The organism is Streptomyces sp. NBC_00989 (assembly GCF_045162655.1).
GTDB lineage: Bacteria > Actinomycetota > Actinomycetes > Streptomycetales > Streptomycetaceae > Streptomyces.
This window is the reverse complement of sequence record NZ_CP108728.1, coordinates 475,105-497,145: the sequence shown is the minus strand read 5'-3', so window position 1 is coordinate 497,145 and position 22,041 is coordinate 475,105. Positions and strand designations below refer to the sequence as shown.

At 70.0% G+C, this 22,041-nt stretch carries 16 protein-coding genes and 2 pseudogenes; 15 read left to right on the top strand and 3 right to left on the bottom strand.

The genetic code is table 11. The annotated features are described in order from the left end of the window. Positions 1–343: 343 nt before the first annotated feature. The 3 genes from OG714_RS02270 to OG714_RS02260 all read right to left on the bottom strand — a co-directional run bounded on the left by OG714_RS02270 (position 344) and on the right by OG714_RS02260 (position 7,324). Entirely contained in the window at positions 344–3,361 is a 3,018-nt protein-coding gene (locus OG714_RS02270) for a glycosyl hydrolase (RefSeq protein WP_406118132.1), read from the bottom strand. Positions 3,362–5,142: 1,781 nt separating this feature from the next. Then, positions 5,143–6,261, bottom strand: coding sequence for a fatty acid desaturase family protein (locus OG714_RS02265; protein WP_406118130.1), 1,119 nt, complete (start codon positions 6,259–6,261; stop codon positions 5,143–5,145). Positions 6,262–6,268: 7 nt separating this feature from the next. Next, positions 6,269–7,324, bottom strand: a complete 1,056-nt coding sequence (locus OG714_RS02260; RefSeq protein ID WP_406118128.1) for a ferredoxin reductase — start codon at positions 7,322–7,324, stop codon at positions 6,269–6,271. Between the two features lie 86 nt (positions 7,325–7,410). On the opposite strand from OG714_RS02260, the gene OG714_RS02255 reads away from it, so the two are divergent. The 15 genes and pseudogenes from OG714_RS02255 (at position 7,411) to OG714_RS02185 (ending at position 21,905) form a co-directional block, all read left to right on the top strand. Further along, positions 7,411–8,550, top strand: coding sequence for a PucR family transcriptional regulator (locus OG714_RS02255; RefSeq protein ID WP_406118127.1), 1,140 nt, complete (start codon positions 7,411–7,413; stop codon positions 8,548–8,550). 337 nt (positions 8,551–8,887) lie between these two features. Further along, positions 8,888–9,226: a thioredoxin family protein gene (locus OG714_RS02250; protein WP_406118126.1), complete on the top strand. Its 339-nt coding sequence runs from the start codon at positions 8,888–8,890 to the stop codon at positions 9,224–9,226. Positions 9,227–9,431: 205 nt separating this feature from the next. Further along, positions 9,432–9,823 (top strand): annotated as a pseudogene (locus tag OG714_RS02245) (transposase); the annotation flags it as partial. A 446-nt stretch (positions 9,824–10,269) separates the two neighbouring features. Beyond that, positions 10,270–11,481, top strand: a complete 1,212-nt coding sequence (locus tag OG714_RS02240; protein WP_406118125.1) for an ROK family transcriptional regulator — start codon at positions 10,270–10,272, stop codon at positions 11,479–11,481. 132 nt (positions 11,482–11,613) lie between these two features. After that, positions 11,614–12,963 (top strand): ABC transporter substrate-binding protein, encoded by a 1,350-nt coding sequence (locus tag OG714_RS02235; RefSeq protein WP_406118123.1) that lies wholly within the window; start codon positions 11,614–11,616, stop codon positions 12,961–12,963. Positions 12,964–12,965: 2 nt separating this feature from the next. Next, positions 12,966–13,964 carry a carbohydrate ABC transporter permease gene (locus OG714_RS02230; RefSeq protein ID WP_406118122.1) on the top strand — a complete coding sequence of 333 codons (999 nt, stop codon included), beginning with the start codon at positions 12,966–12,968 and terminating at the stop codon, positions 13,962–13,964. Further along, on the top strand, positions 13,961–14,824 hold the full coding sequence (locus tag OG714_RS02225; protein WP_406118120.1) for a carbohydrate ABC transporter permease: 864 nt from the start codon (positions 13,961–13,963) through the stop codon (positions 14,822–14,824). The genes OG714_RS02230 and OG714_RS02225 overlap by 4 nt, the downstream gene beginning before the upstream one ends. Before the next feature lie 40 nt (positions 14,825–14,864). Further along, on the top strand, positions 14,865–16,148 hold the full coding sequence (locus OG714_RS02220; RefSeq protein WP_406118118.1) for a 6-phospho-beta-glucosidase: 1,284 nt from the start codon (positions 14,865–14,867) through the stop codon (positions 16,146–16,148). Then, a complete protein-coding gene (locus OG714_RS02215) occupies positions 16,141–17,148 on the top strand; it encodes an N-acetylglucosamine kinase (protein WP_406118117.1) in 1,008 nt (335 codons plus the stop codon). The genes OG714_RS02220 and OG714_RS02215 overlap by 8 nt, the downstream gene beginning before the upstream one ends. Before the next feature lie 51 nt (positions 17,149–17,199). Then, positions 17,200–17,522, top strand: a pseudogene (locus tag OG714_RS02210) (transposase); the annotation flags it as partial. Between the two features lie 326 nt (positions 17,523–17,848). Further along, the gene (locus OG714_RS02205) at positions 17,849–18,388 is read left to right on the top strand and encodes an RNA polymerase sigma factor (RefSeq protein WP_406118116.1); all 540 of its coding nucleotides are present in this window, start codon (positions 17,849–17,851) and stop codon (positions 18,386–18,388) included. Beyond that, positions 18,385–19,185, top strand: coding sequence for a hypothetical protein (locus OG714_RS02200; protein WP_406118115.1), 801 nt, complete (start codon positions 18,385–18,387; stop codon positions 19,183–19,185). Before OG714_RS02205 ends, OG714_RS02200 begins: the two co-directional genes overlap by 4 nt. A 31-nt stretch (positions 19,186–19,216) precedes the next feature. Then, positions 19,217–20,011 (top strand): ABC transporter ATP-binding protein, encoded by a 795-nt coding sequence (locus tag OG714_RS02195; RefSeq protein WP_406118113.1) that lies wholly within the window; start codon positions 19,217–19,219, stop codon positions 20,009–20,011. Continuing rightward, on the top strand, positions 20,008–21,318 hold the full coding sequence (locus OG714_RS02190) for a hypothetical protein (protein ID WP_406118112.1): 1,311 nt from the start codon (positions 20,008–20,010) through the stop codon (positions 21,316–21,318). The genes OG714_RS02195 and OG714_RS02190 overlap by 4 nt, the downstream gene beginning before the upstream one ends. Then, positions 21,315–21,905: a hypothetical protein gene (locus OG714_RS02185; RefSeq protein WP_406118111.1), complete on the top strand. Its 591-nt coding sequence runs from the start codon at positions 21,315–21,317 to the stop codon at positions 21,903–21,905. Before OG714_RS02190 ends, OG714_RS02185 begins: the two co-directional genes overlap by 4 nt. The last annotated feature ends 136 nt before the right edge of the window (positions 21,906–22,041 follow it).

Sequence of the window (22,041 nt, the reverse complement as noted above, 5' to 3'; positions counted from 1 at the left end):
ACCGTTGCAGTACTAACCGAGACGGTCCCGGCCACCCTCTCGGCAGCCGCCTGACCATCCCTCCGGCTGCCGTTCGGTTCGGCGTCCAACGACGCTCAACCGAACGGCAAACCCGATCATCACCCACCTTCAGGCCACAGTGACCTGCGGAAAGAGGATGTGACACAGGCGCGGAGGGTGGCAAGGAGAGGATCAGGGACGCCGTGAAGACCAAGTAGTGATGAAGGAAGAGTCCTACGGATCCCGGCAGCCGTTCACCTCCACGGCCGCCGGGACCAGCGCTGCTGGGGACCGTGCCGTCGGCGGCGCCCGCGTCAGGTCACCTCGGGTGCGGTGCCGGGGCTCAGGCCACGGTCCGCTGCACGTATGGCGTGAGTTGGACCGGTCCGACCAGACCGTGGTTCTGCCGCGCGGACGTGCCGAACACGGTGGGGTTGCTGATCCGTAGCCGGTTGAACAGCGGGGTGGCCACCTCGATCTCGATTGTGTTGCCGCCGCGGCGCAGATTCCCGCCGAGGTCCACCACGGGGTTGAGCCGGTCGACGGGGTCGAGCGGTGTTCCGTTGACGGTGACCCGGCAGGTGTCGCTGACACTGCCAAGCCGCAACAGGGCCCCCATGCCGGAGGTCCAGGCGTTCGGCAGCGTGACCGTCGTCCGGTAGCGGCCGATGCCGCCGACGTCGGCCAGTTCGGGGATCTGCGACCACGGCAGCAGGGCGTCGAGCGCGAGAGTGTGCGTGACGATCGTGGTGGCGGTCGCGGTGGCGCCGGGCTGCCAGTCGTCGACGGAGAGCGTCCACTCGCCGAGGGTGAGGGCGGCCGGCACCTCGGGGATCTTCGTCGTGACCTTCCGGCCGGTTGACAGGGTGGTGGTGCGGGCACCGGCCGTGAAGGCGCGTACCGCCAGTGATCCGTCCGCGAAGAGCACACTGTCCGCGTCGGTGGCGACCGCGTGCGGACGGCTGCCGCAGCGGTCCCCGAACAATCCCGGGTCGCCCAGCGCGACGACGAGAGTCTCGCCCGGCTGGAGCGTCACCCGGAAGGTGAACGCGTCGCCGTTCTGGGTGTACTGGGCGAGCCGGGTGACCCGCCCACTCCACGGGTCCAGCAGGTAGGGGACCGCACGGGAGCCCTTGCGATGGGTTGCCCGCAGTGTGACGTCATGGTCGATGAGGGCGACCGCCGGCTTGACGGTCTCGGCGTGCTTGCCGTTGCACAGGTAGTAGAAGTCGGCCTCGTCGGTGACCCGGTGGGCGTTGAGCAGGGTCGACGCCACGGAGTGGACGACGTCGGCGGTCACGCCGAGTTCCGCGAACGCCGCGCCGACCAGGGTCTTGTCGGTGAGCCGGCGGACATTCGGCAGAGCGAGCAATTGGGCCGTCAGAGAACGCAGTTCGGTCTGCTCCCCGTCGTCGGGGAGACCCGGGGTGAGCGCCTGGTCGAAGGCGCCGAGGAGCACGGTGGGCAGACCGGCGCGCGCGAACTTCAGGAGTCTGCGGGCGTCGGCGACGGCGAGCGTGGGATTGGAGCCGTAGAAGAAGTCGCCTTCGAGGAACAGGGCCTTGTAGGCGGGCCCCTCGGGTGCCAGGCGCTTTTCGGAGACCTTGGCCACGGGCAGGTCGAGCAGTGGTCCGCTCAGGAACTGGTGGGTCCACCCGAGCGGGACGCCTGTGGAGGTCAGCCAGGAGGCCCCGATGCCGGTCGCCGTGTAGCCGGTCTGCCGGAAGACCGCGATGTCCGCGCGGGCGGTGCCCGACTGGAGCACCTCGTGGACGCGGCCGAGATAGCCGGCGATGTCGGACACATGGCGCCAGGTCGGCTGCCTCGGTCCCCACGACTCGCCGTATCCCGGGGCTCCGCTGTACGGACTGAACGCGGCGAAGCCTGGCCAGTTGACGCCCGGCGCGGTGGCGTAGGAGAAGCCGTGGATCACGGTCTGGTTGACGCCCGCCGCGTACGCGCCGCCCATGGTGCGCAGGAACTTGTCCCAGGTGGTGTTGTAGGCGCCGCCCGCGTACGCGCCCGCCTCGCAGGACAGGATGCGGTTGCCGGCCATGTCCCGTCCGCCGGCCAGGCAGCGGTAGTCGTCGAGGTTCTTGAAGCCGAGCGACTCGCCCTCGGGGACGTCGAGAAGGGCCGCCGAGGCGATGGCGTCCGTCTGGAGGCCGTACGGCTGGGAACGGAGTTTCATGCCGTGTCCGTGTGCCCAGGACTTGAGCGCTCCGAGGTGGTGCTTGTTGAACAGGCCGGAGACGGTCTCCCAGAAGTCGTGCCGGATCTCCTGGGTGAGCCGGGCCTCGAAGGCGAAGATCTGGTTGCCGTTGTCGAGGACGACAGCCGGCAGATACGGCAGCAGGTCGCGTCCGGTGTGCTCGCGGAAGGCGGCGGGCAGGCCGGGCGTCCACTGCAGACCCTTGGTCTCCAGCTCCACGGAGTCCTCGAAGAAGGTGCCGCCCGCCGATCTGAGGAGTGCGCGGAGTGTGGAGTCGAGGATCGTGGAGTCCCAGTAGCGGGTGACGGCCGCGGTCCCGGTCGCGCTGAAGTGGTCGACGACGTACGCGGCGGGGGAGGAGTGCGGTCCCGCCTCGGGCTGCTGGCCCGAGCCCCGCTGCCAGTACGACAGGATCACCCAGGTCGCCGCGTCGGGCGGGGTCCAGCTCAGGTTGCCGCCCGAGACATGGTCGGTCAGATCCGTGACGCTGTCGGCGTCCAGGCCGGTCGCCTTGCCGCTGGAGTAGGCGGTGTTGACGCGGGCGGCCTGTACGGCGAAGAGCTTCTGCACGGTGACACCGGAGGCGGCCGCGTAGACGGAGGCCGGCACCGGACCGTCGTAGGCCGCGCCGCCGGTCAACGTGGCCTTGCCGTAGGCGAGTTCCTTCACCGCGGCGTCGTCGTCGGGAGTGACTCCGGGCACGGCGACGGGCCAGCTCGGGCCGAGGGTGAGGTCGATGGTCAGCCCGCGGCGCGCGGCCTGCCGCAGCGCGGCCCTCACACCGTCGCGCCAGGCCGTGCTTCCCCACCCGTGGTGGGCGGTGTCCAGCACGGAGGTGTCGGTGATGCTGTGGTGCACGGCCGCGATCTCGGCGCCGCCGAATCCCGCATCGGCCATCTGGTCGATCTCCCGCGCGATCTCCACCGGGTCGACCAGTCCGTCCGGCCACCACCAACGGAACCTGGGCCGGACCGACTTGGCCGGTTGGGCGAACCAACTCGCCGAGGGCGCGCCTGTGGTGGAGCGAGCCGTCCCGGAGGAGGCGGCGTTCGCCGCCGGACCGAGTGCCGCGAGAACGCCGGTCGTCAGACTGGCCGTCAGTACCGACCGACGCGTCGAGCCGCCACGCTGCGGGTGGGTTTCGTGCATGGTTCAGCCCCAACTTGTCACGGGTGAGCGGGTGTTGAATCGTTTCAGTGAATGCAAGTGCGGGAACCCTAATTCGCCCTTCGAACCGAGGTCAATAGGAACGACAACGATTCAAGGAAGCGAGAAGCGGGGTGAGTTGAGGAAGCGATGCGCGGCGGGACGGGAGGGTGGGCCGGACCGGGTGCCGGGCGGGTGCGGGTTGGGTGCGGGCTGGTGTTCGCCGGGAGGGCCGGGGACGTCGTGCCGGCGGCCTCGATGGCGGAGCGGCGCTCTGCGGCGATCGTCGGTGTCCTGCCAGCCCCGAGGACCCTCGGTGTCAGGGCTCGGAAGAAATCGGATCCCGCTTACGTCTTCTCCGGCACCGAGTAGTCATGGGTCAGAGTCAAGTGGGCGTTGGCCTTTGGCCGTTGGGCAGGGGCCGTGACCCGCACGAGTTTCTGATCGGTCAGGTCTCCGCAGTCCCGGGCTTGTGCGCGCCGGTGAGGGGCGGTCACCGCCGGAGATGACGGCAGTGTCGATGTCGGGGAGGTCCATCCGCTTCCCCGGCTCCTCCGGCGCGCGCGGTTCCCCCGGCGCTGCTCGCGCTCGACCCGGCCCTGGTCGTCCTCGGCACCGGCCAGTTCGGGTCCGCCGACACCGAACCGGCCGCCCGCCTCCTGCTCGGCGCCGCACGGACACACGCGGACACCCTCCTGGTCGACCCGCCTCTGTCCTGCCTCGGCGTCGTCGTCCTCACCGGCGCGGTCCGCTTGGTGCTCTCCTCCGTGGAGTTCGTGCTGCGGACACGGCCGACGGGCCTGGTGGTGCGGGCACAGGGCGCACAACGGCGAGGGGTCCCCGCCACACCTCCCCGCCCTGTCGTCGAATGCCCCGCTCGCCGACGAGGCCGCAGTGCTCTTCGCGGTCGTGGCCGTCCCGGACCGCACGGATCGCAGAAGGAGCACGCGCAAGCAACGGTCGTTCCCGGGTTGGTGGTTGGGGTCCCGCCGGGAACGACCGGCACGAAAGTCCGGGCATGCGCGCCAGGTTCGATGGCGTACCTGACGGGAGGGGGCTTGTGGGTACCGGAAATCGCCCCCTGCGCAGGCCGGTTGACGCTACGTCAGCGGCTCGCTGTGGGGCGGGCCGTGTTCCGGATTCCATGTGGGTCGGCCCGCGATCACGGGAGTGTCGCCTGCGTGACGGGTGCGGTCCGGCCAGTTGGGGATCGGGCCGCTCCAGTCCATCACGTGCCTCAGTTGTCGCAGTGTCTCCTCCGCTGTGGCCCGTGCCTGGGCGGGCACATCACCCCGTTCGGCTGTGAGCTGACGGAAAATCGGCTCGTTCTGAAACATCGTCGCCTCCGCTCGCCGCTACTGTCCGCAGGCGGCAGCGCATCCTACGGGCCGGGCTGAGTCGGCCTGCAGGGCGTCCAGAAGGTGGGCGGTTGGTGCCACGACGCATCGGCCGTCATGCCGCGCGAAACCGTCAACGTCCGTGCACGTTTCGTCCAGTGCCGAAGGCAAGGGCTTGCTGCACCGCCGTCGTCCACCCTGTTGGCCGTCCCATAGGAGACCCCCCAATGATCGAGGTGCTGCGACGACCAGTTGAATCCGCCCTCACCACTGTCGGTGGGTGACGGTCCACCAGTCGACTGCGGTGGGCGCAGAACCGCCGACGACGGTCAGGTACGCGTCGTGGACGCACGGTCCGATGTCGCGGCCGCCCACCGTCCGCAACGGATCTCACCGAACCCGGCGGTGCCGCCTGTACGGCCGAGAGATCAGAACCACTACCGGGAATCAGGCGGCGACGAGCTCCTGCTCGCGGTCCGGCGTCTTGACCTTGGGCTTCTTGTTCGGCAGCGAGAGCCGGAAGACCTTGTGCCACGCGGAGAACACCTGCTTGGGTAGCGGGCCTGTGACGTACTCCAGCTCGTACTTCTCGAACAGCGCGCGCACCTGCACCGCGACCTCGGCGTACCGGTTGCTCGGCAGGTCCGGGAACAGGTGGTGCTCGATCTGGTGCGAAAGGTTGCCGGTCATGAAGTGCATGGCCTTGCTGCCGCTGATGTTCGCCGAGCCCATCATCTGGCGCAGGTACCACTGGCCGCGGGTCTCGCCCTTGATCGAGCGGCGCTCGAAGACCTGCACGCCCTCGGGGAAGTGCCCGCACATGATCACCGAGTGGGTCCAGACGTTGCGGACCAGGTTCGCGGTGAACGTGGCGGCGAGCGTGGGGAGGAACGACGGGCCCGACAGCAGCGGGTGGATCACGTAGTCCTTGAGCACCTGCTTGCGGATCTTGCGGCCCACGGCCTTGGCCCGCTCGCGGAACTCCGGGTTCTTGCGGCGGCGCTTCTGCAGGTTCTTGCCGAGCTCCAGGTCGTACGCGGCGATGCCGTACTCGAAGAAGCAGGCGTTGAGGAAGTTCCACAGCGGCTGGCCGAGGTGGAACGGGTGCCACCTCTGGTCCTCGTCGACGCGCATGATGCCGTAGCCGAGGTCGTTGTCCTTGCCGATCACGTTGGTGTACGTGTGGTGCAGCTCGTTGTGCGAGTGCTTCCACTGCTCGGACGGCGAGACGTGATCCCACTCCCAGGTGGTGGAGTGGATCTTCGGGTCCCGCATCCAGTCCCACTGGCCGTGCAGGATGTTGTGGCCGATCTCCATGTTGTCCATGATCTTCGCCACGGACAGACCGGCGGTGCCGAGCAGCCACGCGGGCGGGAAGAGAGAGAACAACAGCACGCCCCTGCTGGCCAGTTCGAGCTTGCGCTGCGCCGAGATGACCTTACGGATGTAGGCGGCGTCCTTCTCGCCGCGGCCGGCGATCACCTCGTCGCGGATCGCGTCCAGCTCGCGGCCGAGCTCCTCGATCTGCTCCGCGGTCAGGTGGGCGGTGGGGTCGGTGGCGGTCAAGGTGCTCCTACCGTTCGATGTCGCAGGGGCCCGCGGCGGCGGACACGCAGGTCTGGATGAGGACGCCCGGCTCGGCCTCGGTGATCTCGCCGGTGCGCAGGTCGCGGACGGCGCCCGCCTTGAGCGGCGTGACGCAGCCGAAGCAGATGCCCATGCGGCACCCGGAGGGCATGAGCACGCCGGCCTCCTCGCCGACGTCCAGCAACGGCGTGGCGCCGTCTGCGCCGACGGTCTTGCCGGTGGCACTGAACGTGACCTCGCCTCCTTCGCCGGCGACGACGATGCTGGGGCGGAAGCGTTCGGTGTGCAGGCGCTCTTGTACGCCGTGCTCGCTCCAGTGCTCCTCGGCGGCGTCGAGCATGCCCGTGGGCCCGCAGGCCCAGGTCTCGCGTTCGGCCCAGTCGGGTACGAGTTCGTCGAGACGGGCAATGTCGAGCTTGCCGTCCGTGTCGGTGTGCACCTCGGTGAGCCGCAGCTTCTTGTCCGCGACCAGGTCGTGCAGTTCGTCGCGGAAGATCACGTCTTGTGGCTGTGGCGCGCAGTGGACCATGACGACGTCGTCGAACTCGGTGTCGCGCAGCATGCCCATCACGGGCGTGATGCCGCTGCCGGCCGTCAGGTAGAGCACCTTGGCGGGCTTGGCCCGCGGCAGCACGAAGTCACCGGTCGCCTGGTCGAGCTGGATCAGCGTGCCCGGTTTCGCTCTGCGGACCAGATGGTTGCTGACCTTGCCGTCCGGGATCGCCTTCACGGTGATCGTGACGCGGCCGTCCTGGCGATCTGTCGGCGAGGTGAGGGAGTAGGCACGCCACAGGCGCACTCCGTCGACGTCGATCCCGATCCGCACGTACTGACCGGCCGTGTGGCCGCGCCAGCCCCGTCCCGGCCTGATCACGATGGTCGCGGCGTCACCCGTCTCGGGGTGCACGGCCTCGATGCGCCCACGCAGGTCAGCGCCCGCGCGCAGCGGGCTGACCAGGTCGAGGTAGTCCGACGGCAGCAGCGGCGTCGTGACCATCTCCAGCAGTTTCCACGCCCTGGTGCGGAGGGCTGTACTCGTCATGACTCCAGCCTGCTGCGCCTCAAGGCGTAAAGTCCTGACCGCAGGACGTAAATCTGGTCGGCTGAATTGTTCGCAGGGAACAAAACATGGGGCATGCAGTTCGGAGGGCCAGCGAACTGGCCCTGGATGAGACGACGGTCACCGCGCTTCGGGCAGCGCTGAAGACCACCGCGGACGAGGTCGTCGAGGCGATCATCGACGAGGTCCCTCCCTACGCCAACGCCCTTTCGGGCCGCATGGGCGCCACCATGCGCCGAGCCGTCCGCACCGCCCTGGGGCACTACCTGGACCTCGCGAGCGGGAACGCCACAGGTGGCGACGCCGGTGACGCGGCCTACGAGCTGGGCCGCGGCGAGGTGCGCGACGGCCGTTCGATGGACGCCCTGCTCAGCGCCTACCGCGTCGGCGCCCGCGTGGCCTGGCGATGCCTGGCAGCGGGTGCCGTACCCGCGGGTCTGCCCGCCGCCGAGGTCGCCAAGTTCGCCGAGCTGACCTTCGCCTACATCGACGAGCTCTCCGCCGCGAGCGCCGCGGGCCACGCCGACGAACTGACCGCCCGGGGCAGGGACCACGAGCGTCACCTGGAACACCTGGCCCGCGACCTCCTCGCCGGCGCGAGCCCGGACGTACTGCTGGCCTCTGTCCAACGAGCCGGGTGGCAGCCTCCGGTTTCGCTGACCGCGGTCCTGCTGCCCGCCGCCCAGGCCCGGCCCGCCTACCGCACGCTCGACCCGAGCACCCTCGTCCTCGACGATCTGCCGGACGCCACCGGTGTGCTGCTCGTCCCCGATGCCGACCGGTCACATCTCTTGCGGCAACTGGCCGACCGCACCGCCGTGGTCGGCCCGGCCCGGCCATGGACTCGCGCGTCCGCCTCGTACGCACGAGCCGTACGCGCGCGCTCCCTCTCCTCCGATATCCGCGACACCGAGGACCACCTGCCCGAGCTGGTGCTGAGCGCCGACGTGGACGCGTTCGCGGACCTGCGGGCCCGAGCCCTCGCACCGTTGCGGACCTTGCCTGCCGCGACCGCACGGCGGCTGGAGGAGACGTTGCGGGAGTGGCTGCTGCACCAGGGCAGGCGGGACGAGGTGGCGGCGGCGTTGTTCGTCCATCCCCAGACGGTCCGGTACCGGATGTCGCAGCTGCGGGAGCTGTTTCCGGATCTCGCATCGCCACACCGGGTCCTTGAACTGACGCTGGCGGTCGGTCTTCGGGCCGGCTGACTCATGCGGCCGGGGAAGGGCTGTATCAGCCGGCTGAGACCGGGGGTTGATGCGAGGACCGGACAATGCCTCGGGAAGCCCGTCGGGGGCGCTGTCTCTGAGAAGCACAGTGGCGGATGCAACTCGACTGAGGCTGCAGCTGGGTGACCGACGGGGCAGCCGGGCCAGGTCACCAGGAACGGGGGGCCGGGCCGCTCGCGCCGGGGACCACCGTGGTTCTGCGACGGCCCCGTGCCTACCTTCCCACAGGCCAGCGGGACGACCGACCGGGCGGGCCTGGCACACCGCGCGAGGGAAGATGGGGATGGAATGACGGAACGTGAGGTCAGGAGCTTGCATGGCGAAGCGGGTTCACCAACCCCGTGAGGACGCGGAGTTCAATTTCATCCTCGGGATGAGCGGAGTCCCTGTCCTCGCATACTTCACCGGGACATGGCCCAAGGCGATCGAGCCCTGCCGGGTGATGGACCTTGTCGTGGGTGGCATCGCCGACGACTACACGGGCCGCCTGACGGTCGTCCGCGCCGACATCACGCGTTGTCCGGCAGCAACCGAGCGATACGGGATCACCGGAGCCCCGTCCTTCGTCCTGCTGAAGGAGGGAGAGGCGGTGGCGCACGGCACAGGGCCTATGACTACCGCCGAGGTGCGGAAGTTCCTGGACGGCCACCTCTGAGCGGCCGCTGCGGCACGCGGCCGCGACGCCCGTCACGTCTCCTCCATGGGAGGTGGAGAGCATGGAGGGCTGGCCCCAGGCCATCGGAGCACGCGCCTGGCGATTCCACTTCACACGCCGGGCGGCACCTCCCGAAGTCGCCGGCGCGCGGCCACGCCTGACCCCATCACCAATTCAGACCGCGTCCTACCTGGTGAGGCGGACGTTGGTCTGTTCACGCGGCGGGGTACGGGATGCGTGGAGTTGGCTTGTTCCGGACGGGAGGTGGGAGATCGCGAAGCCCCTGATCCCGCCGTCGAAGGTACGTCCGCAGGGCGTCGGAACCACCGGACACCCCTGATGAGACGCTGTTCTCGGCGATCGTCTACACGCTGGTCAGCGGCTGCGCCTGGCGCGCGCTGCCGCCCTGCTTCGGGATATCGAAGTCGACCGCTCATCGCAGATTCCTGATCTGGCTGAGAGCCGGTGTCCGGGGCCGCCTGCACGAAGCGGTCCTGAACCGCCTTGACGACGCCGGCCTCACCGACGTCACCCGCGTCGTCCTCGACACCGCCCACGTCACGGCTGAAAAGTGGCGAACACATAGGCCCGAGCCCGAAGTTGCTCCCCGCCCCACCGGTCGTGGACGCAGCACGCATCATCCGCTCGGCTGGATCTCTGATCCCCCGAGCCTTCCGGGTGGCAGCGCGACCTGCACGCCCTGCCGGCAGAAGTCGCTGGGGCATGTCGAGCGGTTCTGCGTACTCGCGGTTCATGCGGTCGCGGGCCTGGCGCCGCCGTACGAGGGCGTCGCGGTTCGCGGGGCCAAGGATGGCATGGGTGCCGATGGAGGGGAGGGCGGGAGGAGTTTCCGTACAGGACGAAGGCGCCCGGCCGGGGGCAGGGAACTTGAGCCGGATCGTCACGGGCTTCACTCCCCGGTACCGGAGGCTCGCGCAGGGCTGGGTGGCGTGGTGTGGTCGAAGGGTTGATTCCGGTCATGCGTCCGCGTATAAATAAGCAACTTTCTTTCTTACAGACTCGAATGTCGAGACGAGGCTCCCGTGACCCGCCGTTATCCAGCAGGCCCGCAGCGGTTGCTGCGCTCGCTCAACGGCCGTGCCGTGCTGGAGGCGATCGACGAGGCGGGCCCGGTCACGACCACCGACCTGGCCGGGCGGATCACCCTCTCCCGGCCCACCGTCGCCGCCGCGGTCGCGCTGCTGCTGGAGCGTGGAGTCATCACCGAGGTCGGCCCGGCGACCGGCCGCAAGGGCCCGGCACCGGCCCAGTACCGGGTCAACGCCGACTGCGCCTTCGCGATCGGCATGGACGTCGGCCACCGCAAGATCCGTGCCGCGGTCGCGGACGTCACCGGCCGCGTGCGTGGACGTGCCGAGTCCGAGCAGCAGGGGCATCGCGGCGCCGACGCGCTCGTCGCTCAGATCCTTGCCATGTGCGTGGACCTGGCCGGGCAGGTGGGCCGACCGCTGGCCGACATCACCCAGGTCGTGGCGGGACTGCCGGCCGCCGTCGGCCCCGACGGACGGCATCTGTCGTACGCTGCCGGACTTCCCGACGCAGGGCGGGGGCTCGGCGCCGCACTCGGCCGGGCGATCCCGGTGCCGTTGGTCCTGGAGAACGACGTGAACCTCGCGGCACTGGCCGAGCGGACCCACGGCCTGGGCACCGACACCGACGACTTCGTCCTGGTCAGCCTGGGCGTCGGACTCGGCCTCGGTCTGGTCGTCGACGGCCGGGTCCGGCGCGGTGCCACCGGCGTCGCCGGAGAGGCCGGTTACCTGCCCAGCGACCGCATGGTCGCCCCGGTCGGACAGCGCCGTGACCTCGTGCAGGAACATCTGGGCGCCCGTTACATCAGCGACCGGGCGCAGCGCCTCGGACTGCCGGGCGACGGCAGCCCGCGCACCGTCTTCGAACTCGCCCGCACCGGGGACCCGGGCGCGTTGGAGATCGTGGACGACACGGCCCGCAGCGTCGCCTACGTGGTGGCCTGCGTCGTACCCCTCATCGACCCGGCACTCATCGTGCTGGGCGGCGCCATCGGCGCCAACGGCGACCTGCTGCTCGAACCGGTCGCCCGTCACCTGGCCGACTTCAGTACGTTCCGGCCACCTGTCGTCGCGTCGGGCCTCGGCCAGGACGCCGTGCTCACCGGAGCGACCACCATGTCGGCGGAGCTGGCCCGCGAGGCCGCCTTCGCCGCCGCCACCACTCCCGTCCCGCAGACAGAGTCACCGTCGTCTCTGTCCTGACCGCAGTGTGAAACACCGCGGCGACGCCGTCTTGCCGGACAGCGCCGCCGCACACGTCACCGGGCATTGCCGTGCCCGATCGACCGACCGATCCGTCACCCAGGGAATGCCATCTCCGAGGAAGGACGATCAGTGTTCAAAGCTATCACCGGGGCTACGGCCGTCACGGCCGCCGGCGTACTGCTGCTGGCCGGCTGTACTTCGACCGGATCCACCTCGTCACAACCCGACTCGGCGATATCGCCGGGCGCCTCGCACAAGGCCACCACCGTCACGGTGTGGACGTTCAACCACCTCCCCAACGAAGTGGCCGCGTTCAAGGCCACCCTCGGCCGGCTGCACGCCAAGTACCCATGGCTGACCGTGAAGTTCGTGCCCAACAAGGACGACGCCGCCTACGCCAAGGCCGTCGCCGCGGGCGATCCGCCGGACGTGTTCATCAGCTCCACACCCGACAACGTGGCGAAGTTCTGCTACAACGGCACGGTCGCCGACCTGAGCCCGTACCTGTCCTCGGCGAAGATCGACACCGCCAAGACCTTCCCGCCCGCGACCCTCGTCTACACCCGCTACCAGAGCAAGCAGTGCGCACTGCCGCTGCTGACCGACGCCTTCGCCCTCTACTACAACAAGAAGATGTTCGCCGCGGCCGGCATCACCAAGGCGCCCACGACCCTCGCCGAACTCACCGCCGACGCCAAGAAGTTGACCGTCAAGAACGCGGACGGCTCGATCAAGACGTACGGCTTCGTCCCCCGTTCCGACTACGACGTCAACCGGTACCTCTTCGTCGGTGCGCACAGCGGCACCGAGTTCTACGGCAAGGACGGGAAAACGACCTTCGCCTCCGACCCGAAGTGGCGGCAACTGCTGGCGTGGGACCAGGACCTGATCGACTACTACGGCACGGCGAACGTGCAGAAGTTCGTGGGCCGTTACCAGCCGCACGCCGACGACGCGGGCAACCCGCTGCTCACCGGCGCCGCGGCCATGGAGTACGACGGCGAGTGGCACGTCGGTGAGATCGCCACGGAGAAGAAGGACTTCGACTACGGCGTCGTACCGATGCCCGTCCTCGACGGATCGTCCGGCACCTACGGCGCCGGCAGCACCCTCGGCACCGTCGCCTATCTGTCTGCAGGCTCGAAGCACAAGCAGGAGGCGTTCTTCGCACTCCAGCAACTCACCACCGACACCACGTTCCTGAACACCCTCGCCGACACGGTCTACAACATTCCCACCACGTTCGCCGCGCTCAAGGCCTGGGACAAGCGCGACGACCCGCACTGGAAGCCGTTCGTCGACGTATTCGAGAACACGCACTCCTCCTACAAGGCGGTCACCCCGGCCGGCGTCGAGGACATGGACACCTGGCGCGCGTTCCTGCTCGACTACGAGCAGGGCAAGACGAAGGACGCCGCGAGCGGACTGGCCACGGTCGGAAAGAAGATCGACAGCCTCAACTCCGAGAGCGGGCAGTAGAGATGACGACCGTCCTCGCCCCCGTCGGCGAGGCCCCGGGCACGGCGCGTACGCGCCCTGCCCGGGGCGGGCGGCGCAGCCCGAGCCGGGCCCGCTGGTGGGTCGTCCTCGCCTTCCTGTCCCCGTTCGTCGTCGGATTCGCCGTCTTCGTGCTCTACCCGGTGGCGGCCACGCTCTACTACTCGCTCACCGACTTCCAGGCCGGCTCCTACCGGCCCGTCCAGTTCGTCGGACTGCGCAACTACCGCGCCCTGTTCACCGAGTCCGACACCTTCTGGGTGGCGGTGCGCAACACGCTGTGGATGGTCGTCGTCATGGTGCCGCTGCGCACCGGCTGGGCCATGCTCACCGCCTGGGTCATCATCCGGGTCAAGCGCGGCCGGGCCGTCTACCGCACCCTGTTCTTCCTGCCGTCGATGGTGCCCGTGGTGGCCTCGGCCCTGTCGTTCATCGTGCTGCTCAACCCGGTCGGACCGCTCAACCGGCTGCTCGGCTGGGTGGGCGTCGACGGCCCCGGCTGGTTCTCGGACCCCGCCTGGTCCAAGCCCAGCCTCGTCCTCATGGCGCTGTGGGCCAGCGGCAACGTGATGGTGATCTTCTCCGCGGCCATGCTCGACGTACCCCGCGAGCTGTACGAGGCCGCCGAACTCGACGGCGCCGGCCCCCTGCAGAAGTTCCGCAGCGTCACCCTCCCGGCGATCTCCCCGGTGATCTTCTTCGCCCTGCTCACCGGGATGATCTACACCTTCCAGTACTTCACCGAGGCGTTCGTCGCCTCCAGTTCGGCCAACGCCACCTCCTCCAGCAACGACCTCATCGGCTACCCCGCCAACTCGCTGCTCTTCTACTCCACCGAGCTGTACCGACAGGGCTTCGCCTACTTCAAGACCGGCTACGCCTCGGCCATGGCCTGGCTGCTGTTCCTCGTCATCTTCGCGGCGACCGTGGTGTTCATCCGCGTCTCGCGCCGCTTCGTGCACCACGCGGGAGGCGGCCGATGAGCACCCTCGACCTGACGAAGCGTCACCCCCGCACCGGGCGACGCCTGTTGTACCTGCTGGCCGAGCACGCACCGGCCGTGGCGGTCGCCCTCTGCTTCCTCCTGCCGCTCACCATCGGCGTACTCACCGCGTTCATGACCCAACACCAGGCGGGCACCGGCTCGTTGTGGCCCTCACCCTGGGAGTTCGGCAACTTCCACGAGGTCTTCAAGGCCATGCCGTTCGGCCGCGACCTCCTCAACACCATGCTCTACGCCGGCCTGTCCACGATCGGCGTCGTCATCTCCTCGGTACCCGTCGCCTACGCGCTGGCCCGGCTGCGCTGGCGCGGCCGGGAGGGCGTCTTCCTCGTCGTCCTCGCCGCGATGATGATCCCGGCCCAGGTCACCAGCCTGCCCCTGTACGTCATGTACGCGCACATCGGCTGGGTGGGCACGCTGAAGCCGCTGATCGTCCCGTCCTTCTTCGGCGACGCGTTCAGCATCTTCCTGCTGCGCCAGTTCTTCCTCACCATCCCCGACGAGTTCACCGAGGCGGCCCGGGTCGACGGCGCGGGCGAACTGCGCATCCTGTGGCGGGTGTTGATCCCCATGGCCAAACCGGCGATCGCCGCCGTGGGTCTCTTCGCGTTCCTCTACGCGTGGAACGACTTCTACAACCCCCTGCTCTACACGGGGAACAGCGACACCGGCCAGACCCTCGCGGTCGCCCTCAGCCAGCTCGCCAAGAACGGCCACCAGAACGCGTACGAGCTTCAGATGGCGGCCTCGCTGATGTTCCTGCTGCCCGTCCTGGTGCTGTTCTTCCTGGCCCAGAAGGTCTTCGTCGAGGGCATCGCACTGACCGGCGTCAAGGGCTGACCGCCGTCGCCGCAACCACAGTTGGTCAAGGAGCACTCTGTTGAAAATCACCGTTGTCGGCGGTGGCAGCACCTACACACCCGAACTGATCGAGGGCTTCGCCCGGCGCGCCCGGGTGCTGCCGGTCGGCGAACTCGTCCTGCACGACATCGACGCCGAACGCCTCGCCGTGATCGGCGCCCTCTCCCGCCGTATCCTCGCCCGGCACGGCTTCCCCGGGCGCCTGACCACCACCACAGACCTCGCCGCCGCGGTGGACGGAGCCGCCGCCGTGCTCGTCCAACTCAGAGTGGGAGGGCAGGCGGCCCGGCTGGTCGACGAGACCCTGCCGAACCGGTTCGGCCTGCTGGGCCAGGAGACCACCGGCCCCGGCGGCTTCGCCAAGGCCCTGCGTACGGTACCGGTGGTCCTCGACATCGCTGCCGAGGTACGCCGCCGGGCCGAACCCGGCGCCTGGATCGTCGACTTCACCAACCCCGTCGGCATCGTCACCCGCGCACTGCTGGACGCGGGCCATCGCGCGGTCGGCCTGTGCAACGTGGCGATCAAGTTCCAGCGGCAACTGGCCGCCCGGTTCGGCACCGACCCCGACCGCGTACGGCTCGGCCACGCCGGCCTCAACCACCTGTCCTGGATCCGCTCGGTCACCGTCGACGGAGTGGACCGCCTGCCGGAACTCCTGACCGGCGACGCGCTCGACGACCTCGCGGCTCAAGTCCGCGTCCCCGCAGGGGCGTTGCGCGACCTGGGCGCCATCCCCTCCTACTACCTGCACTACTTCTACTGCACGGACGACGAGGTGAGGGCCCAGCAGGCCGGAGCACACCGTGCCGACCAAGTCATCGCCATCGAAAAGGAGTTGCTCACCCTCTACGCCGATCCCGGGCTGGACCGACAGCCCGAACTGCTTCAGCGGCGCGGCGGCGCCCACTACAGCGAGGCCGCGGCGGCACTGGTCACCAGCCTGCTCACCGGTGACGGCGCCCACCACTACGTGAACGTACGCAACAACGGAGTCATCGCCGGCCTGCCGGACGAGGCGGTGGTCGAGATCCCGGCACATGTCGACGCGTCCGGTCCCCACCCGGTCCCCGTACCGCCCCTGCCACCCGAGATGCTCGGGCTCGTCCAGGCAGTCACCGCATACGAGACACTCACCGTCGAGGCAGCCCTGACGGGGGACCGTACGGTGGCCCGGCGCGCCCTCATGGCCAACCCGCTCGTCCGCGAATGGGCCCGGGCAGACGCGCTGCTGAACGCGCTGCTGGAGGCCAACCGCCACCATCTGCCCCGGTACTTCGCGAAGGAAGCCGCTGATGCCTGACCTCGTGGTGGGCGTCGACGGAGGGAGCTCCAAGACCGACCTCGTCCTCGCGGACACCGAAGGACGGCTGCTGTCCTGGGTACGCGGCGCAGGCACCCGTCCGCACACCGAGGGAATGGAGATCACCACCGAACGACTCGCCCGCCTGGGCCGGCACGCGCTGACAGCGGCCGGCCTGCCCGACACGACCCCGGTCTCGGTCGGCGCGTACTTCCTCGCCAACGTGGACCGGCGCACCGACGAACGCCTGGCGCTGGGGCAGTTGACCCGACTGGACGTGGCCGGCCGCACCCTCGTACGCAACGACACACTCGCCGTCCTCCATGCCGGTGCACCCGACGGCTGGGGGGTGGCGGTCGTCTCCGGCGCCGGCATCAACGCGGCGGCGATCCATCCGGGCGGCCGCTCGGCCCGTTTTCTCTCCCTCGGGGACATCACCGGGGACTGGGGCGGCGGGCTCGCCGTGGCCAGGGCCGGCCTGGGAGCGGCCGTCCGCGCGGGTGACGGACGGGGTCCGGCGACCCGGCTGCGGCAGGAGCTGCCAGGCCACTTCGGCCTGCGCAGCGTGGAGTCCGTGGCGCTGGCCGTCGGAAGTGGCGACCTGCCGATGACCGCACTGCACGGTCTGGCACCGCTGGTCTTCGCGACGGCTGCCGGAGGCGACACCGTGGCCCGGGGCATCGTGGAACGCCTCGGCGACGAAATCGTCGCCATGGTCACCGCTCTGCTCCGCCGCCTCCGCCTCCTGCGCACCCCGACACCGGTGGTACTCGGCGGCGGCACCCTGCAGAACGACCAGTCCCTGCTGCGCGACCACATCAGCGGCTGCCTGGCCACGGAAGCTCCGCTGGCCCAGCCCCGGGTCCTCGATGTGCCTCCGGTCGCCGGCGCGTTGAGGGAGGCGCTCCTGACCGCGGGCGCCCCGGCCGCGGCACAACGCCGCCTCCGCGAGGCCGTCGCCGACCGGAAACCACCGCCGTTGCTCGCGACGCCACCGTAGCGATGGGTGCGCGGCACCCCATCGCGGGTCTGCGTCGGCGCTGACGCGGGAATGACGAAGGGGCCCTGCCGGCGAACCGGTGGAGCTCCTTCCCCACACCTGGCGTCGGCGCAACTGGCGTGCTTCCGGGGCGAGTTCGACTCCTGCCTCACCACCCGTTCGGACGCGCTGGTCGAGCTGGCCGATGCCGTTCTGCGCGGCGACGGGGTGGTGAGGTCTCTGGCCGGGTTGTCGCTGGTGGGTGAACACCGCCGCGGCCATGGCGGGCTCTACGCCGCGGTGGCCCGTGGCCGCATTGATGCCGGCCGGCTGCGGCGGGCTTGGCCGCGGTGCCGCTGCCGCGGGCTGCCGATGGTCGGCCGGTCCTGATCGTGGGCGGCTGACTTCGGCGTGGATCATCGGGCACCGGGAGACTTCGCGGATCGTCAGCGCCAGCAGGCCCGCACCAGGGCGGTCGCCCACTTCGGGTCGGTGCGGATCTTGCCGAGTACCCGCCAGTCCTTGAGGTGGGCGAAGCCGTGCCCGGCCGGTGCTCGGACGGCGGCGAGGCGATCCAGGGCGGCTGCCCACGGTGCGATTCGGGCCGGTCGGCGAGGTGGACGACGTCGCGCTCGGCGTAGAGCACTGTTGCTTTCGGCAGCCGCCGAAGCGTCCGAGAACCTGAATGGACGGTCGTTTCGTCTCCCTGATCGTGAAATGCATGGCAGACCTCGACGAGGCAGAACTCGTGCGTCGCGTCGCCGGTGGTGACCGGGCGGCGTTCGACGAGTTGTATCGGCGTACTTCGCCCTGGTTGGCGGTGCGGCTCCGCCGCCGCTGCGCCGACGACGATGTCGTCGCCGACGTGCTCCAGGAGACCTACCTGGCGGTGTGGCGTGCGGCCGGCAGCTATGCGGGCTCCGTGACCGAGGGCAGCGCGGTCGGCTGGCTCTGGACGATCGCCGCGAACCGTCTCGTCGACGCGTTCCGCCGACGCGCCCGGCAGGAGCGGGTGCCGACGGTCGCCCTGCTCGACACGACCGCGCCGGCCGCCGAGGACGAGGTGATGGCGAACCGCGTCGACCAGAACTTCGAACAGGCGCTGCTGCGGCTGCCACCGGAGTTGCGGCAGGTGCTGCAGGCGATGGTGCTCGATGACCTGTCGGTCCGTCAGACGGCGGTGCTGCTCGGTATGCCGGAGGGCACGGTGAAAACCCGCGCGCGGCGGGCTCGGATGGCGTTGCGGAAGGCGCTCTCATGACTCATCCCACCACCACGATCCTGGCCCGCTACGCGGACGGCGGGCACGGACTCGACGACGCCGCGCTCTGGTCGATCGAGGTCCATCTCGACGCGTGCGCCAACTGCCGTGCGTCACTGGCCGCCAAGGCCACCCCTGCCACGACGGATCTGCTCGACCGTGTCGCCGTCTCGCTCGGCCGGGCGATCGAAGCCGGCCCGTCGCCGACCCGGCCCTGCACACCAGCAGGGGCCGTGCACCGACGCTGGCTCGCGTGGACGCTGCTGCCCTGGCTCGCGGTGACCGTCGCGGTGCTGGGCTGTGGCGTACTCCTGGACTCCGCCGAGCCGAGCCTGCCGTCGCTCGTGCTGCTGTTGGCCCCGGTGGCTCCGCTGCCCGGCGTCGCGGTGGCATGGAGCCGGCGGATCGACCCCGCCTGGGAACTGATCGCCACCACACCGGCAGCCGGCCTGGCCATGGTGCTGCGGCGGACGCTCGCGGTGCTCGTCGTCGTGCTTCCGGCACTGCTGGTGGCGGGTGTGAGCACCGGAACCTCGCTGGCCCTCACCCTGCTGCCGTGCCTGGCGTTCACGGGGGCCACCCTCGTGCTCGGCGCCCTCGTCGGCGTACGGCGCGCGGCGATCGGACTCGCGGTGGTCTGGTCCGCGGCGGTCCTGCTGCCGAGTGTGGCGGCCCAGTCCCTGTCCCCGGTACTGCAGCCGGGCAGCACCGCCGTCTGGGTGGTGGTCACCGTGGCCCTCGCCGCCATCACACCGCTCGCCGCCACGCACTTCCGCCGCCTGACCAGCGGCAACTGACCCCCATCAACAGGATCAACAGGAGAGACCCATGCGAGCGGTACCTGCGGCCGAAACGGCTCCCACCCTTCATCCCTGGCTCGTCCACGCGGAAGGACTGCGTGTCCGGGCCGGCCGGCACCTGGCCGTCGACGGACTCGACTTGACGCTGACTGCCGGCGTGCAGGGTGTGCTCGGCCCGAACGGCGCCGGCAAGACCACGCTGATGCGCGCGCTGTCCACCGTCGTTAAGCCCGCCGACGGCTCATTGACGCTGCTCGGCGCGCAGGTGGACGGCCGTGCCGACCTGCGCGAGGTGCGTCGCAGACTGGGGTATCTGCCGCAGCAGTTCGGCTTCTACCCGCGGTTCACTGTCCGCGAGTTCGTCGCGTACATGGCCTGGCTCAAGGAAATGCCCAAAACCGCGATACCCGACGCCGTGCAACGCGCGATCGATCGGGTGGGTCTCACCACCAAGGCCGACGCCAAGATGAAGACGCTGTCCGGCGGCATGCTGCGCCGGGCCGGCATCGCCCAGGCCATCGTGAACGACCCCGAACTGCTGCTGCTCGACGAGCCCACCGTCGGACTCGACCCCGAACAACGTCTCGCCTTCCGCGACCTGCTGCGTGACCTCGGCGCCGACAGCTGCGTGATGGTCTCCACCCACCTCGTCGAGGACGTCGTCGCTGCCTGTACCGACGTCATCCTCATGAACGAAGGCCGACTCCTCTTCCACGGCACGCCCGACGACCTGATCGCCCGCGGTGGGCCGGACGACGCGGGCGACAGCCCGGCGGAGCGCGGCTACTCCGCACTCCTGCGCCGGCACCGGAGCAACGCGTGAACCGCGTCCTCGGCATCGAGCTCCGGCGCTCGGCCGCCCTCGGCGCCGCGCTCCTGATCGCCGTCGCCGGCACGATCGTCCTCCAGGCCACCGCGGGGCGATGGTCCACGGGGTGGATGGCGCTGGCCATGACGCAGCGTGAATACCTCGCGGTTCTCTCGCCCCTTGCGATGGCCGCCGGCGCCTGGCAGTCGTATCGCGAGCACCGGGCGAACGTCGCCGAACTGTTCGCCGCCGTGCCCCGCCCGAGACCGCAGCGCATGGTGCCGATCCTGGCCACGACGGCCCTGGCGGTGCTCGTCGCCTACCTGGTCACGCTCCTCGCGGCGGCACCACGGATCGCCGACACGGCGCGCTATCTGCCGCCGGCCGCGTTTGTCGTCGTGGCCGTCGGGCTGGTCGCGATGATCGCCTCGGTCTGGCTCGGGTTGGCCGTCGGACGCCTGGTGCCGGCGCTCGCCACCGCCCCCGCGCTGGCCGTGATCGGCTTCGCGCTGCTGATGCTCGCGCCCCAGGCCCTTCCGGACGGCGGATTCACAGCGGCGTTCTCCCCGGCCATGGGGATGAGCATGTTCAGCGACTACGACACCGTCGGCGGCGGAGTCAGCGCCGCCCAGGCACTCTGGATGGCCGCGGTCGCGGTGGCGGGCGTCGTGCTCTTCGCCGTCCAGAACCGTAGGTTCGCGTTCGCCGCGCTGCTGCCGCTGGCCATCGGGGCCACGGTCACGGCCCTGGTGGTGCCGACCGGCGATGCCTACGACCGAGGGACGCTCGACCCGGTCGCCCAGGAACTGGTGTGCACCGACGACACCCCGCGGGTCTGCGTCAGCCGGGCGCACGAAGAGTTGCTTCCCGAGGTAACCCCCAAGGCCCGGCACGCATTGGAACTCCTGACGAAAACATCAGTCGTCGAGGCACATGAGGACACCTCCACGTTCTCTCCTCCTACGTCACCGAGGGCGCGGGCCGACACCGCGCTGATGAGTATCACGGTCGGCAAGCGCGGCCACCTCGCCCACCCGGGACGGCTCGAACCGACGATGCTCACCGGAGTGTTCACCGGCCCTCTCAACTGCGGAGACAACCGGAACTTCACCGTCGCCACCGCTGCGGCCTACTGGCTGCTCGACCGGGAGCCGACCGTCGGTCCTGATGGCCTCGAATTCCATGACCCGGACGCCGTCAAGCTCTGGAAGGGACTGGAGGCACTGCCGCGAGCCGAGGCCGAAGCCCGGGTTGTCGGCGTCTATCAGGCCGCCCAGAAGTGCGAGGACACCACCGACCTCCTGAGCGGAGGCGCCCGATGACAGGACTGACGCTCTACGTCCGCTCGCGCCAGGTGCCCGCGGCGCTCGGCGCGGCCGTCGCGGGCACTGCCATCGCGTGGCTGCTTGCGACGGCCTTCAGCGTTGAGGGCGAGGTGAGCGGCACCGTACTCGCCCTGACGGTCCTGCTCCTGGTAGCCGTCGCCACCACCACGCTCGGAGGCCCCGACGACACCCTGGACCGCACGGCGGCGAGGCCGTGGGGACGGCTGCGGATGTCCCACCTGGCCACGGCCCTGGGATGCGTACTTGTGCTGCTGCTGGCCACACTGCTCACCGGCACGCGGTTCGGGCCGTTCGGATGTGTCGTCCGCGACGCGGCCGGCCTGCTGGGCCTGACCGCCCTGGGGACGGCCACGGTCGGCACCGCTCGCTCGTGGTTCCTGCCTCTCGGGTGGACGCTCGGCGCGGCGGTGTTCCCGGGCGTGGGCACCGCGGGGGAGGCGCTGACCTGGCAGACACAGGCCTCCGACAGCCGACCAGCGGCCGTGGTCGCAGCGGTACTCACCGCCGCCGGAACCGCCGCCTACGTCAGCCGAGGCCCACGTACTGCGGCCGGAGATCTGTGACGGAGCCCGTGGCTCCGCGTAAGGACAGAGGGCGATGTTGTGGGTTCCCCGTCCCAGGGCGCTGACGACGTGTCCGGTGTGGAGGCGTGCGGCGCTGAAGGAGGCGTCGAGGGTTGTGCCGTCGACGGTGTCGAAC

Excerpts from the sequence above, each read along its gene's own strand:
- OG714_RS02270 (WP_406118132.1), bottom strand. The coding sequence starts at position 3,361 with ATGCACGAAACCCACCCGCAGCGTGGCGGCTCGACGCGTCGGTCGGTA.
- OG714_RS02260 (WP_406118128.1), bottom strand. The coding sequence starts at position 7,324 with ATGACGAGTACAGCCCTCCGCACCAGGGCGTGGAAACTGCTGGAGATG.
- OG714_RS02255 (WP_406118127.1), top strand. The coding sequence starts at position 7,411 with ATGGGGCATGCAGTTCGGAGGGCCAGCGAACTGGCCCTGGATGAGACG.
- OG714_RS02250 (WP_406118126.1), top strand. The coding sequence starts at position 8,888 with ATGGCGAAGCGGGTTCACCAACCCCGTGAGGACGCGGAGTTCAATTTC.
- OG714_RS02230 (WP_406118122.1), top strand. The coding sequence starts at position 12,966 with ATGACGACCGTCCTCGCCCCCGTCGGCGAGGCCCCGGGCACGGCGCGT.
- OG714_RS02225 (WP_406118120.1), top strand. The coding sequence starts at position 13,961 with ATGAGCACCCTCGACCTGACGAAGCGTCACCCCCGCACCGGGCGACGC.
- OG714_RS02215 (WP_406118117.1), top strand. The coding sequence starts at position 16,141 with ATGCCTGACCTCGTGGTGGGCGTCGACGGAGGGAGCTCCAAGACCGAC.
- OG714_RS02205 (WP_406118116.1), top strand. The coding sequence starts at position 17,849 with ATGGCAGACCTCGACGAGGCAGAACTCGTGCGTCGCGTCGCCGGTGGT.
- OG714_RS02200 (WP_406118115.1), top strand. The coding sequence starts at position 18,385 with ATGACTCATCCCACCACCACGATCCTGGCCCGCTACGCGGACGGCGGG.
- OG714_RS02195 (WP_406118113.1), top strand. The coding sequence starts at position 19,217 with ATGCGAGCGGTACCTGCGGCCGAAACGGCTCCCACCCTTCATCCCTGG.
- OG714_RS02185 (WP_406118111.1), top strand. The coding sequence starts at position 21,315 with ATGACAGGACTGACGCTCTACGTCCGCTCGCGCCAGGTGCCCGCGGCG.